The sequence below is a fragment of the Grimontia kaedaensis genome (assembly GCF_023746615.1).
Taxonomy (GTDB): Bacteria; Pseudomonadota; Gammaproteobacteria; order Enterobacterales; family Vibrionaceae; genus Enterovibrio; species Enterovibrio kaedaensis.
In genome coordinates, this window is the sequence record NZ_CP082275.1 from 1008153 (window position 1) to 1022131 (window position 13979).

General features: G+C 48.3%; 9 protein-coding genes. 4 read left to right on the forward strand and 5 right to left on the reverse strand.

All coding sequences use genetic code 11. The annotated features are described in order from the left end of the window. Positions 1 to 8 precede the first annotated feature (8 nt). A complete protein-coding gene (hemH, locus tag K6Q96_RS04845; RefSeq protein ID WP_251878269.1) occupies positions 9 to 980 on the forward strand; it encodes a ferrochelatase in 972 nt (323 codons plus the stop codon). A 129-nt stretch (positions 981 to 1109) separates the two neighbouring features. Continuing rightward, positions 1110 to 2414, forward strand: coding sequence for an inosine/guanosine kinase (locus K6Q96_RS04850; RefSeq protein ID WP_251878270.1), 1305 nt, complete (start codon positions 1110 to 1112; stop codon positions 2412 to 2414). 190 nt (positions 2415 to 2604) lie between these two features. Here K6Q96_RS04850 and asnB read toward each other — a convergent pair whose 3' ends face one another. The 5 genes from asnB to nagB all read right to left on the reverse strand — a co-directional run bounded on the left by asnB (position 2605) and on the right by nagB (position 9443). Next, on the reverse strand, positions 2605 to 4278 hold the full coding sequence (gene asnB, locus K6Q96_RS04855; RefSeq protein WP_251878272.1) for an asparagine synthase B: 1674 nt from the start codon (positions 4276 to 4278) through the stop codon (positions 2605 to 2607). 247 nt (positions 4279 to 4525) lie between these two features. Further along, complete coding sequence (locus tag K6Q96_RS04860; protein ID WP_251878274.1) at positions 4526 to 6097, reverse strand: cation:proton antiporter family protein; 1572 nt, start codon at positions 6095 to 6097, stop codon at positions 4526 to 4528. A gap of 171 nt (positions 6098 to 6268) precedes the next feature. After that, the gene (nagC, locus tag K6Q96_RS04865; protein WP_251878276.1) at positions 6269 to 7483 is read right to left on the reverse strand and encodes a DNA-binding transcriptional regulator NagC; all 1215 of its coding nucleotides are present in this window, start codon (positions 7481 to 7483) and stop codon (positions 6269 to 6271) included. Positions 7484 to 7490: 7 nt separating this feature from the next. Continuing rightward, a complete protein-coding gene (nagA, locus tag K6Q96_RS04870) occupies positions 7491 to 8627 on the reverse strand; it encodes an N-acetylglucosamine-6-phosphate deacetylase (RefSeq protein WP_251878278.1) in 1137 nt (378 codons plus the stop codon). Between the two features lie 15 nt (positions 8628 to 8642). After that, positions 8643 to 9443 (reverse strand): glucosamine-6-phosphate deaminase, encoded by an 801-nt coding sequence (gene nagB / locus K6Q96_RS04875; RefSeq protein ID WP_251878280.1) that lies wholly within the window; start codon positions 9441 to 9443, stop codon positions 8643 to 8645. Between the two features lie 265 nt (positions 9444 to 9708). Here nagB and nagE point away from each other — a divergent pair, with 265 nt between their 5' ends. Both nagE and K6Q96_RS04885 read left to right on the forward strand, forming a co-directional pair. Further along, positions 9709 to 11199, forward strand: coding sequence for an N-acetylglucosamine-specific PTS transporter subunit IIBC (nagE, locus tag K6Q96_RS04880; protein WP_251878282.1), 1491 nt, complete (start codon positions 9709 to 9711; stop codon positions 11197 to 11199). Between the two features lie 95 nt (positions 11200 to 11294). Continuing rightward, positions 11295 to 13973 carry a beta-N-acetylhexosaminidase gene (locus K6Q96_RS04885; RefSeq protein WP_251878284.1) on the forward strand — a complete coding sequence of 893 codons (2679 nt, stop codon included), beginning with the start codon at positions 11295 to 11297 and terminating at the stop codon, positions 13971 to 13973. The last annotated feature ends 6 nt before the right edge of the window (positions 13974 to 13979 follow it).

Below are 13979 nucleotides of genomic sequence, written 5' to 3' on the forward strand. Positions count from 1 at the left end.
AGGACGAAATGGAAAACAAAAACAACAAAGTAGGAGTGTTGCTGGCTAACCTCGGCACACCGGAAGCACCGACCGCACAAGCAGTAAAAGCCTTTCTCAGCGAATTCCTTCATGATCAGCGTGTCGTCGATATGACACGTTGGCTTTGGTGTCCGTTATTGCACGGGATTATCTTGCCTGTGCGTTCTCCTAAGGTAGCAAAACTCTATCAAACCGTCTGGATGGAAGAGGGTTCACCACTGATGGTCTACTCAAAACGTCAAAAAGCCGCGTTGGAGCGTGAAACTGGACTACCAGTGGAGTTGGGTATGACCTATGGAAACCCAAGCATTCTGGCGGGGGTTGAATCATTAAAAGCCAGAGGCTGTAATAAAATTCTCGTATTGCCGCTTTATCCACAGTACTCGCGCACCACGACGGCGGCTGTTTTCGACAAAATTGCCAAATCACTCAAACAAATGCCCGAATTGCCAGAGTTCCGTTTTGTGAACCACTATTACAGCGAAGAAAGCTATATTGAAGCACTGGCGCAATCGGTTGAAGCGCATTGGGCAGAGCATGGTAAACCTGACATGCTGCTGTGCTCTTATCACGGCATTCCTAAACGTTACGCAGATAACGGTGATCCTTACAAGACACATTGCTTAGGGACAACAGAAAAACTAGTAGCAAGATTGTCCAGCGATGTACCGCTGAAAACGACATTCCAGTCACGTTTTGGTCGTGAAGAGTGGCTACAGCCCTATACAGACAAGACCCTTGAGACGTTGCCTGGCGAGGGGGTAAAACGTCTGGATGTTATTACGCCAGCATTCTCGGCGGATTGTTTGGAGACTTTGGAAGAGATTTCTGAGCAATGTCACGAGAGTTTTATAGAAGCGGGCGGCGAGACGTTCAGATACATCCCTTGCCTCAATGATTCTCCTGCTCATATCGACATGATGAAACTGTTGGTGGAGAGAAATACCAAAAGTTGGTAACGCCTTCTTTTCATTTTTATTTATGCCTGGGCTGACTTTTCACCCGGGCATATTTTTGTCCGAAAGATTCCTCGTTGAAATATGTGTGATAGAATTCGCACTTTCGCCACAACAACGACGCATTGAATCATGAAATTCCCGGGCCAACGCAAGTCTAAGCATTACTTTCCTGTCCATGCACGCGATCCACTATTGGTGCAAGCGAGCGAGCAGCGCAAGCTGAAACGTCCACATGTTATCGGTATCGACCAGACGCTGGTGGATATTGAAGCAAAAGTAGCAGACGACTTCGTTGCGAAATACGAACTGAGTAAGGGCCATTCTTTGGTGATTGATGACAAGCGTGCAGAATCGCTGTATCAGGAACTAAAAGACAACAATATGGTTAGCCATGAGTTTGCGGGTGGTACCATTGGCAACACGCTGCATAACTACTCAACGCTTGCTGACGACAAATCCATCCTGCTTGGTGTCATGAGCCAGGATATTACTATCGGCAGTTATGCGTATCGTTACCTCTGCAACACTTCAAGCCGTATGGATTTGAACTATTTGCAGGCGGTTCTGGGCCCAATTGGTCGTTGTTACACGTTGATCAGTGAAGAAGGTGAACGTACCTTTGCGATCAGTGAAGGTTTGATGAACCAGCTCCACGCAGATTCTATCCCAGAGCACATCTTCCAAAATGCGTCAGCACTGGTACTTACAGCCTACTTGGTTCGCTGTAAAGAAGGCGATCCAATGCCAGAAGCGACCATGAAAGCGATCGAGTTTGCGAAGATGCACGATGTACCAGTGGTGATGACCATGGGTACCAAGTACGTGATTCAGAACAATCCGCAATGGTGGCGTGACTTCCTGTCAGAGCATGTTTCTGTTGTTGCGATGAACGAAGAAGAAGCGGAAGCGCTGACTGGTGAACCTGATCCATTGTTGGCGGCAGACAAAGCCCTTGAGTGGGTAGATATGGTGCTGTGTACAGCAGGACCGGTAGGGCTTTACATGGCTGGCTATACCGAAGAAGAAGCCAAGCGTGAAACCAGTTTGCCGTTGCTCCCTGGTTCAATTGCCGAATTCAACCGTTACGAATTCAGCCGCCCGATGAAAAAGTCAGAGTGTGAAAACCCATTTAAGGTTTACTCACACATTGCGCCTTACATGGGTGGTCCAGAGCGTATCAAAAACACCAATGGTGCGGGTGATGGCGCATTGTCAGCGGTACTACATGATATGTCAGCAAACCGCTATCACCGTGATAATGTGCCAAACTCCAGCAAGCACGCCCATTCATTCCTGACCTACAGCTCGTTCTCTCAGGTATGTAAATACGCCAACCGCGTAAGCTATGAAGTACTGGCGCAGCATTCACCGCGTTTGTCTCGTGGTTTGCCAGAGAAAGAGGATTCGCTCGAAGAGGCCTACTGGGAACGCTAAATCACTGCCTTATTTGACACTTATGTGGCGTTGATTTCATGATTTCTCTCGGTCACTTAGCGGACTAAGCTCCCGAGCAGAAATCATTTTACCGCCTTGCCTGAGCGCCAACTAATTTGTGATTGCCGATTTCATGAAGAAAAATCCGCCACGTGGGCGGATTTTCTAATAGCGGTTTAAGTGCTGAAGCTTATGCTTTGTTGTAAGCCTCGTTGTGAACAGCAGCTACAGCTCGACCAGAAGGGTCGGCGCTGTTTTTGAAGCTCTCATCCCACTCAATCGCCTTGGCGCTTGAACAGGCGATTGATGGGCCACCTGGAACACATTCTGCCGCTGATGGCAGCGGGAACAGCTCTTCAAAGATCTCACGGTAAACGTAAGCTTCTTTGGTTTGTGGTGTGTTGTAAGGGAAGCGGAAGCTAGCCGATTCCATTTGCTGATCGGTGACCTTCTCTTCCGCAACGGCACGCAGAGTGTCAATCCAGCCGTAACCAACACCGTCTGAGAACTGTTCTTTCTGGCGCCATGCGATCGAATCTGGTAGGTAATGCTCAAAACACTCACGCAGGATGTGTTTTTCCATCTTGCCGTTACCACACATCTTGTCTTTCGGGTTCAAGCGCATTGCTACATCGATAAACTCTTTATCGAGGAAAGGAACACGACCTTCCACACCCCATGCCGCCAGTGATTTGTTCGCACGGGCACAGTCAAACATGTTCAGTGCCAAAAGCTTACGTACGGTCTCTTCATGGAACTCTTGGGCGTTAGGCGCTTTGTGGAAGTACAGGTAGCCACCGAAGATTTCATCTGCACCTTCACCGGACAGTACCATTTTGATGCCCATAGCTTTGATTTTACGACCCATCAGGTACATCGGGGTAGATGCACGGATAGTTGTTACGTCGTAAGTTTCAATGTGGTAGATAACATCACGAATAGCGTCCAGACCTTCCTGAATGGTGTAGGTCATTTCGTGGTGAACAGTGCCAATTTTCTCTGCTACTTCACGAGCAGCTTTCAGATCTGGCGCGCCTTCCAGGCCAATCGCAAAGGAGTGAAGCTGAGGCCACCATGCAGCGCTCTTGTCATCATCTTCAACACGCATTGCGGCGAAACGTTTAGCCACAGCTGAAGTAATAGAAGAATCCAAACCACCGGAAAGCAGAACACCATATGGAACATCAGTCATCAGTTGACGCTTAACCGCAGCCTCTAACGCCGCTGTGAGTTCTTCTTTGCTTGAGGTGTTGTTTTCAACCGCTGCGAACTCATTCCAATCGCGCACATAGTAACGAACAGGCTCAGCATCTTTAGAGCCGTAGCTGCAACCTGGAGGGAATTCACTGATAGTTTTACATACTGGAACCAGCGCTTTCATTTCAGACGCAACATAGTAGTTACCGTGCTCATCATAACCCTGATAGAGAGGGATGATACCAATGTGGTCACGGCCAATCAGATATTCGTCTTTCTCTTCGTCGTAAAGCGCGAAAGCAAAAATACCGTTCAGCTCTTCAAGAAGATCAGCGCCTTTATCCTGATACAGAGCAAGGATCACTTCACAATCGGAATCAGTTTGAAACTCGTACTTACCCTCGTAACGTGCGCGAATTTCTTTGTGGTTATAGATTTCGCCGTTCACAGCCAGTACCACTTTGCCGTCTGGGCTATAGAGAGGTTGGGCGCCGGAGTTCAAACCAACGATGGCCAGGCGCTCGTGCGCAAGAATAGCACGCTCAGATGAGTAAATACCTGACCAGTCAGGGCCACGGTGACGCAGTTTCTTGGACATTTCCAAAGCACTTTCGCGAAGTGCAGACGCATCTGACTTAATATCCAGAATGCCAAATACAGAACACATAAATCCCTCTCTAAACTTCCTGCTGCCGCCTTTGTAAGGCTCATTTTATTTTGCGTTGTGTTCAATTTGCCAACTTGGATAAAAAAAGCAAGCAAGAGCGAGAAAAAAAATATCAAACCTGGTGTGTGATTAGAAAATATTTGGCTAAGTTCGTATTTTGGTGAATATGGATTATTGTGTGATGAAAAAAGCGCCAATCAAGAGGGTAAGATGGCGCTTTCAAGTGTGTACTAGGCGAAGAATCTGCTTAACGATTTAACTGTTCTTTCACGTGACGCGCGAAACCTGATCCTGCTTCTCGGTAGATGTTATAGGCCTCATCTACGCCGAGCCCCTTAAGCTGCTCCAGTTCATCAGCGTAACGGGCGATAGCAGCAACTCTGCCTTTAAAATTAAGTTGATTAATCTGCTCCATGGCAATGGTATTGGCGTGGCTGTTTGGCATCGCTAATAAGATGAGTTCTATTTGCTTTGAAGATATTACTCGCGACCAGAAGTCAGGGTCTGTAGCGTCTCCCAGAATAACCTTACGCCCTTCATTGCCATGACGCTCGACAGAGTCTTCACGAGCCTCAATGCCTAACACTGCTTCAGAGTAGTCTTCTGATAGCTCGTCATATGCCCCCGTACCTATACGTCCCATCCCCAAAATCACCACTCGCGCATTCCCAAGGCAGATGAGCTGGTCATTGTGGTGAAGCTTATTCGGGTTGGGGTCATGAAGTTTACCAGAAGCATACGCATAGATTTTGTGACTGAAGGTGTTGAGTGGAGCCGCCAAAACAAAGGAGAGGGAAACAGCAATTGCAATAGCAACCAAGACGCTACCCGGCATGATCCCCATTTGATAAGCGATTCCACCGACAATGAGGCCAAACTCGCTGTAGTTGAATAAGGTCAGTGTCGCGAACAGTGATGTGCGGACACGGAATTTGAAAGCACTGAAAATCAGGTAGTACAGCGCGCCTTTCAAAGGAAGTAGGATAAGGAGAATGACGGCGATTAAAAAGCCCTGGACGGTTGGCTGTTCTGAAAGGCCAATGTTGAGGAAGAAGCACACAAGAAAGAGCTCTTTCAGATTGAAAAGGGACTTTGCCATTTCCGATGCACGGATGTGGCCTGCCATCAACATGCCTAGGATGAGTGCGCCCAGATCTGGCTTCATACCAACCGCATCGAACAAACCGGCTCCGGCAACTAGCGCGAGAAATACAGCATATAGCACCAAGACTTCGCCGTGTCCGGCGCGATCTAGCAGCCTGAAAAGGATAGGGCGAGCCAATGGTAATGCGAACAGTAATAGTGCTTCAATGCCCGGCACTTTTCCTGAAGCGATGGTTAGGAAAATCACCGCAAAGATATCCTGCATAATCAGGATACCAATAGCGAGTGTGCCGTAGGTAGCATTCATTTCCCCCTTTTCCTGTAACGCTTTGATGGCGAAAACAGTACTTGAGAAGGAAAGGGCAAAGGCAATAAGAGCAAGATCATTGAGATTCAGGCTGGAAAATGTCGATATGCCGACCGCTTTTAGGCCAACCATACAAAGAGTAAACAGGGCAGTAGTCGCGATGTTGTGAAGTGTCGCGCCAAGCCAAATTTCTTTATTGAGAAGGGACTTTACATCTAGCTTCAGGCCAATAGTGAAAAGCAGCAGCGTGACGCCAAGATCTGCCAGTGTCTGGATGAGAGGCGTGCTTGTATAGCCTGCAGCGTGAAGCGCAAAACCAGCGATGAGAAAGCCCACCAGAGGAGGCATATGGCAGCGCAACATAAGAAAGCCGCTGATGAAGGCCACGGCAATAATCACTAAATCCATAAAGCAGTAACTATCCTAAAAATGGGTGAGCTGTGCCACTGCCAACGAAAAGGTGGCGTATCAACTCTGAAAAGTTAGTAGCAATAATAAAACAAAGGCAATGCTGGTCACCAGCATTGCCTTTGTAACATTTTACAAACTATGCGCCTAATTCAGCGTCAGTATGAGTTTTTAGTCTTCCAGCAGTCGCTGCAATAGCGCACCATTTAGCATTGCGCGCTTAACCAAAGCAAAGGCGCCCAGTGTAGGCGTTGCAGAAAGACCCGCTGCGACAATAGGCAAGTTCTGATGGAACGTACGCAGAGATTGGTTTTCTACACAGCGTTGAATAGCAGGGAAAACGACACTTTTCGCTTCTGTGATTTCACCTGAAATAACCACCTGTTGTGGATTGAACAGGTTGATGGTCATGGCAATAGCTTTACCTAAATGATTGCCTACTTTCACCAGAACCTGACGCGCCAGTTCATCACCTGCGACAGCTGCGCGGCATATGTCTGACACGTTTAAATCTTTCTTGCCCTGAAGCATGCTCTCGTGGCCTTGAGCCAACAGTTGTTGAGCATGTTCAATAATGGCCGGGTTTGAAGCGACAGTTTCCAGACAGCCAAAGTTTCCACACTGGCATTTCTTACCCAGTGGATCAATTTGGATATGGCCAATTTCACCGACGTTACGGTTATACCCCAAAAAGACCTGACCGTTCACGATGATACCTGCGCCCGCGCCATTGTGAACGCTGACTAATAGGGTATCGTAGTAATTTTTACTCACCCCGAAATAATGTTCCGCGAGAGCCTGGCCACGGGTGTCATTTCCGATAAAGCACTGAACGCCAAATTCATCGCGAATTAAGTCACTTAGCGGTAATTTGTCGATCGTAATATGTGGCATATATTCCACAATGCCGGCCTCTGCATCAACTAGGCCTGGGAGGGAAATGGCAACTGCGATCAGCTCTTTCAGCACACCTTGGTGTGAAGCAAGGAAGGTATGCAATTTGTAGATCAACCCTTCAATCAGTGTGTCCTGATTTGGGTAGTGGAACGGCTCGTCATGTTCTGCAAGTGGGTTGCCGCCAAGGTCAAACAGAGTGAGCTCGATACGGTCACGCCCAAGACGAACAGCCAATGAGTGGAAAGGTGCGCATTCGGTGGTCAAAGAAATGGCCCGACGGCCACCGGTGGATGCCTGTTGCGCGACTTCTTTAATTAAGCCGCGCTCCAGTAACTGGCGGGTAATTTTGGTAACACTGGCTGGTGCAAGGCTACTTACATCAGCGATTTGGATTCGAGAAATCGGCCCTTGTTGGTCGATGAGTCGGTAAACGGCGGCACCGTTTAGCTGTTTAACCAGATCTACGTTACCAATTTGTCCGCCTGTCATAAGTTTCCTAATTCAATGTGTATTCGCCGTTAACCACAGTCGCTTTGACATTGAATTCACGGTCGAACACGGTCAGGTTGGCCACATATCCTTGTTTGATAGCGCCAAGCTTGTCATCCATTCCGATTGCACGTGCAGGATACAAGGTTGCCATGCGTACCGCTTCATCCAAAGCGATGCCTACATGTTCGACAGAGTTTTGTACTGCTTCAATCATGGTCAATGCCGAACCGCCAAGTGTGCCGTTTTCATCTACACACTTACCATCTCGGTAATATACTTTCTTGCCAACAAAAATAAAGTGATCCATGTCCGCTCCTGCAGGCGCTGCTGCATCGGTAACGAGAACAAGCTTTTCACCCTTGAGTTTGTGTGCAATGCGGATGTTTGCATAGTCGACGTGGAAACCATCAGCGATAACGCCGGTGTAAACCTCAGGTGTATCGTAGATTGCGCCAACCATTCCCGGCTCACGACCAGCAATTGGGGTCATTGCGTTGAATAGGTGAGTCGCGAAAGTAATACCTGCTTTGAAACCTGCGCGTGCTTCAACATAACTTGCGTTGGTGTGACCAGCTGACACAACGATTCCCGCTTTTGCCAACTTCTCAATGTGTTCAGAAGGAGTCAGCTCAGGTGCCAAAGTAACCTTTGTCACGACATCTGCGTTAGCAGCGATGAAATCGATCATTGCATCGTCAGAGCGACGGATGTAATCGACACTGTGAATGCCTTTTTTGGCAACGTTCAGGTAAGGACCTTCAAGATGCAGGCCAAGCGCTTGGTTGGCGTATTGGTCTTGGTAATCACGGATCGCACTGACAGATGCCTTCATATCTTCATCTGAAGATGTGATCAGAGTTGGCAGGAAACTGGTACAGCCAGACTTGAGGTTTGCCAAATGCATCGTGTGGATAGTGTCCGCCGTCACTTCGTCGTTGAACATTACACCGCCACAACCATTCAGTTGTAGGTCAACGAAACCAGGTGTTAGGAATGCGCCGTCCAATGAACGGGTTTCAATGCCCTCTGGTAATTCGTTTTCTTGGCAGATGTTCTGGATCAGGCCGCCATCAACGACAACGGCATGATTATCCAGCACTTCGCTACCGGTGAAAATTCGGCAGTTTGTCAGTGCGTACATGAATACTTCCTTCCCTTACAGGTTCTTGATGTTTTCTGCTTCCAGCTCCTGGAAGTACTTAACCGTCTTCACTTTCAGCTCAGCAGTTGATGGGTCATCACACACCATCAGAGCTTTAGGGTGCAGTTGCAGTGCAGATACAGTCCATAGATGGTTAACTGAACCTTCAACTGCTGCTTGCAGCGCCAGTGCCTTATTATGACCGGTGATCAGGATCATTACTTCTTCTGCGTCCAGCAAAGTGCCAACACCGATAGTCAACGCGTGCTTAGGCACCTGATTGATATCGTTATCGAAGAAGCGTGAGTTTGCAATGCGCGTGTCTTCGGTCAGTGTCTTGATACGAGTTCGTGAAGACAAAGAAGACGCTGGTTCATTAAATGCGATATGACCATCGTTACCTACGCCACCCATGAACAGGTTAATTTTGCCGTAAGATTTGATCTTGTCTTCGTAACGCTGACACTCAGCGAAGTGATCTTCGGCGTTACCGTTCAGAAGATTGATGTTTTCTTCCTCAATATCAATATGATTAAAGAAGTTGTTGTACATGAATGAACGATATGACTCTGGGTGGTCAGCTGGGATGCCACAGTATTCGTCCATATTAAAAGTCACAACGTGTTTGAAGCTTACTTCGCCCTGCTTATGAAGATTAATCAGTTGCTTATAAGTGTTCAGAGGGGTACCACCGGTTGGCAGGCCAAGAACAAACGGGCGATCTTCGGTTGGGGCAAATTTGTTAATCGTATCAACAATATGACGCGCTGACCAAAGGCCTACTTCATGTGCTGTTTGTAGCGGGATAAGTCTCACGGGACACCTCTCAGTTAATTCAAATTCTGACTATACATGATAGTGGACTTGCATCTTAGTTTTTATCATAAAATAAGTTTTATGAGCGTGCTAGCAAAAAACCTGATCTCGTAGTGTTTTGAGTGACCATAATCACAATTGCATCCGTTTTAATTTGCGGGGCGAAATTAATGGAATAAACTCCTCCTGACTCACATTGGATAGTAAAAAAAGTCCCATGTTGTCATTACACATCTGAGAAAGAACCACTATAGGGGGAACAAAGGTGAATATTCTCGGTTATTTCCAAAAAGTAGGTAAAGCGCTGATGGTGCCAGTCGCCACGCTTCCTGCCGCTGCAATTCTGATGGGTGTTGGTTACTGGATTGACCCGAATGGCTGGGGTGCGAACAGCGCACTGGCAGCATTCCTGATCAAAGCTGGTGCTGCAATCATCGATAACATGTCTGTACTGTTCGCAGTTGGTGTTGCGTACGGTATGTCAAAAGATAAAGATGGTGCAGCTGCACTGTCAGGCTTCGTTGGTTTCCTCGTTGTGACCACGCTGCTGTCTCCAGGTGCGGTTGCGCAAATTCAGGGCATCGACCCAAGCGCGGTACCTGCAGCATTCGGTAAGATCAACAACCAGTTCGTAGGTATCTTGGTTGGTATCGTATCTGCTGAGTTGTACAACCGTTTCTCACACGTTGAACTGCACAAAGCACTGGCATTCTTCTCTGGTAAGCGTCTCGTACCTATCCTGACCTCTTTTGCCGGTATCTTCATTGCGTTCATCCTGATGTACGTATGGCCAACCGTATACGGTGGTCTGGTAAGCTTTGGTGAAGGTATCCAAGGTATGGGCGAGCTGGGTGCGGGTGTATATGCGTTCTTCAACCGTCTTCTGATCCCTGTTGGTCTGCACCACGCTCTGAACTCAGTATTCTGGTTCGACGTTGCCGGCATTAACGACATCCCTAACTTCCTGGGTGGTGCTAAGTCTATCGCTGAAGGCACCGGTGTTGCTGGTGTGACTGGTATGTACCAAGCAGGCTTCTTCCCAATCATGATGTTCGGTCTGCCAGGTGCAGCACTGGCTATCTACCACTGTGCGAAGCCAGAGAACAAAGAGAAAGTTGCATCTATCATGCTGGCTGCTGCTTTCGCATCTTTCTTCACCGGTGTAACTGAGCCTCTGGAATTCTCATTCATGTTCCTGGCACCTGGTCTGTACGTACTGCACGCATTGCTGACTGGTATCTCTGTATACATCGCAGCGTCTATGCAGTGGATTGCTGGCTTCGGCTTCTCTGCTGGTCTGGTGGATATGGTTCTGTCTACCCGTAACCCACTGGCGGTTAACTGGTACATGCTGATTGCTCAAGGTCTGGTGTTCTCGGTTATCTACTACACCGTGTTCCGTGCAGCTATCCTGAAGTTCAACCTGGCAACTCCAGGTCGTGAAGAAGACGATGAAACTTCTTCAGATGTTCAAGGTTCTCAAGAGACCGGTACCCTGGCTCGTCAGTACCTGAAAGCTCTAGGTGGTCACGACAACCTGACTAACATCGATGCATGTATCACTCGTCTGCGCCTGACTGTTAAAGACGGCAGCCAAATCGACGAGAAAACACTGAAAGCACTGGGTGCGATGGGTGTTGTTAAACTAGGCACCAACAACCTTCAGGTTATCTTGGGCCCACTGGCAGAAATCGTAGCTGGCGAAATGAAAAAAGTCGGCACTACCGAAGACCTGTCTGACGTAAAACTGCCTTAGTAAAAAATACTGACTAAACAGTCAATACAGCCGGCCTCTAACGGGGTCGGCTTTTTTTGGGCCTTTTTTGAGGCTATTCGTAGGGAAAATGAACAATGAACAAAACATTTAAGATGGGTTTTTTGTCTGTTGCGATTGCTACAGGTCTGGCTGGTTGCAGTTCTCTGCAGTCAGACGCAGCGCAACAAGGAAAGGTTGATGCACTGGCTTCTCAGCTGAATATCAGCTACGACGTGGAGACAAACCATGGTGCACAGGAAGGCATGACGTGTCAGGACATGGGTGCTGAGTGGGCGTCTTGTAACAAGATTCTGATGACTGTTGTTAATGATGGTGAAGCGGTTTCCGGCAATGACTGGAAAATTTACCTGCACAGCATTCGTGTCATTCTGGATGTTGAAAACAAAGACTTCGCGATTGAACACATCACCGGTGACCTTTATGTGATGACTCCAACGGCATCCTTCGAGGGTTTTGCAGCTGGCGAAACAATCGAGATCCCTCTTATTCAGGAATACTGGACGCTATTTGAAACTGACTTTATGCCTCGTGCATACGTGACAGCAGGTAATGCTATTCCTAAAGCGATTGCTTCGCTGAACACAGAAAACGTCGATGCTTACGTGGCAGAGATCGAAGGCAAGAACTGGAAGCGTACGCCGGAAGATAACAACGTGCTGGCGACTTCTGCATCCCGTTATGCGAAAAACAGCGATGTCGCAGCACTGGCAGAAGGTGCAATTGAAGCCTCTATCATTCCAACTCCGCTGAAAACCAAGCAAATGCGTGGCGCGCTGCACATTGCCTCAGGCTTCGCAGTAACCAACAACGCATTGGACACTGACCAACTGGCGGCATTCGAAAAGCGCGCTGAGCTTCTGGGCGTGAATGTTGAGGGTGACATCGCGCTGAACATAAATGTTGATGCGAAAGCGTTCGAAGGTAAAGAAGCGGTATCAGGCGCATACAAACTGGCAGTGAATGCTGGTGGTGTTGAAGTACTGGGCTTCGACAGTGTGGGTGCATTCTACGGTCTGCAATCTATGCTGGCGCTGATGGACAACGGTGACGACGAGATGCTGCCTTGGGTAGCGATTGAAGATGCACCTCGCTTTGAATACCGGGGTGTGATGGTAGATGTTGCGCGTAACTTCCACTCTAAGGAAGCGATGCTGCGCACTATCGATCAAATGGCGGCATACAAGCTGAACAAGCTACACCTTCACCTGACGGATGATGAAGGCTGGCGTTTGGAAATTCCGGGCCTCCCTGAGCTAACTGACGTAGGTGCAAACCGCTGTCACGACCTGAGTGAAACATCATGTCTTCTGCCTCAGTTGGGCTCAGGTCCAAGCACTGACAACTTTGGTTCTGGCTACTTCTCGAAAGCGGATTACATGGAAATTCTACGTCATGCGAAAGCACGCGGTATTGAAGTGATCCCAGAAATCGACATGCCTGCGCACTCACGTGCGGCGGTGGTTTCCATGGAAGCGCGATACAAGAAATACGCGGAGCAGGGCGAACTGGCAAAAGCAGAAGAATTCCGTCTGATGGATCCGCAGGATACATCTAACGTAACTACGGTTCAGTTCTACGACAAACGCAGCTTCATCAATCCATGTATGGATTCGTCCATGAACTTCGTGAACAAAGTGCTCACTGAAGTGAAAGCGATGCATGACGCTGCTGGTATGCCTCTGAACACCTGGCATTTCGGTGGTGACGAAGCGAAGAACATCAAGCTGAATGCTGGCTTCCAAGATATCAACGCGACTGATCAGGTGGCGTGGAAAGGTAATATTGATCTGAGCCAGCAAGACAAGCCGTTTGCTAAGTCTCCAATGTGTCAGAAGCTGATTCAAGAAGGCGTGGTATCTGACTTTGGTCACCTGCCAAGCTTCTTTGCGGAGAAAGTGAGTGGCGCAGTTGCTGAGCAAGGCATTGAGAACTTCCAGGCATGGCAAGACGGCCTGAAGTACTCGAAAGATGCCTCAGCGTTCAAAACTGAAAACACCCGCGTGAACTTCTGGGATGTACTTTACTGGGGCGGTGATGCATCTGCATACGACTGGGCAGCAAAAGGGTACGATCTGATCGTCTCTAACCCGGACTATGTGTACATGGATATGCCATACGAAGTTGACCCGAAAGAGCGAGGCTACTATTGGGCAACCCGTGCGACTGACACTCGCAAGATGTTTGGGTTTGCGCCAGAGAACCTGCCTCAGAACGCAGAAACGTCTTTGGACCGCGATGGTAACGGATTCAATGGTAAAGGTACCGTTGAACACAACGAAGGCTTCCACGGTCTGTCTGCACAACTTTGGAGTGAAACCGTTCGTACTGATGAGCAATACGAATACATGGTTTTCCCTCGTGTGATTGCCGCAGCTGAACGCGCATGGCACAAAGCTGATTGGGAATTGGATTACCAAGTGGGTAAGCAATTCAACCAAGAGACTTCTCACGTTAACAAAGACGCGCAACTGCAAGACTGGACGCGCTTTGCGAATGTGATGGGCCAGCGCGAAATGGCGAAACTGGATGCATCAGGTATCAACTACCGTATTCCTGTTCCGGGTGCCATCATGCAAGACGGTAAACTGCACATGAACATCAGCATGCCGGGTCTGCCAATGCAATATTCTGTGGATGGTGGTCAATCTTGGATGGACTACGTCGCTCCCGTAGCTCTTGACAAAGATGCTAACGTAGAAGTGCGTGCATTGAGTGCAGATAAACAACGCGAAGGTCGCGCGGTTTCTCTGTAATTTCCC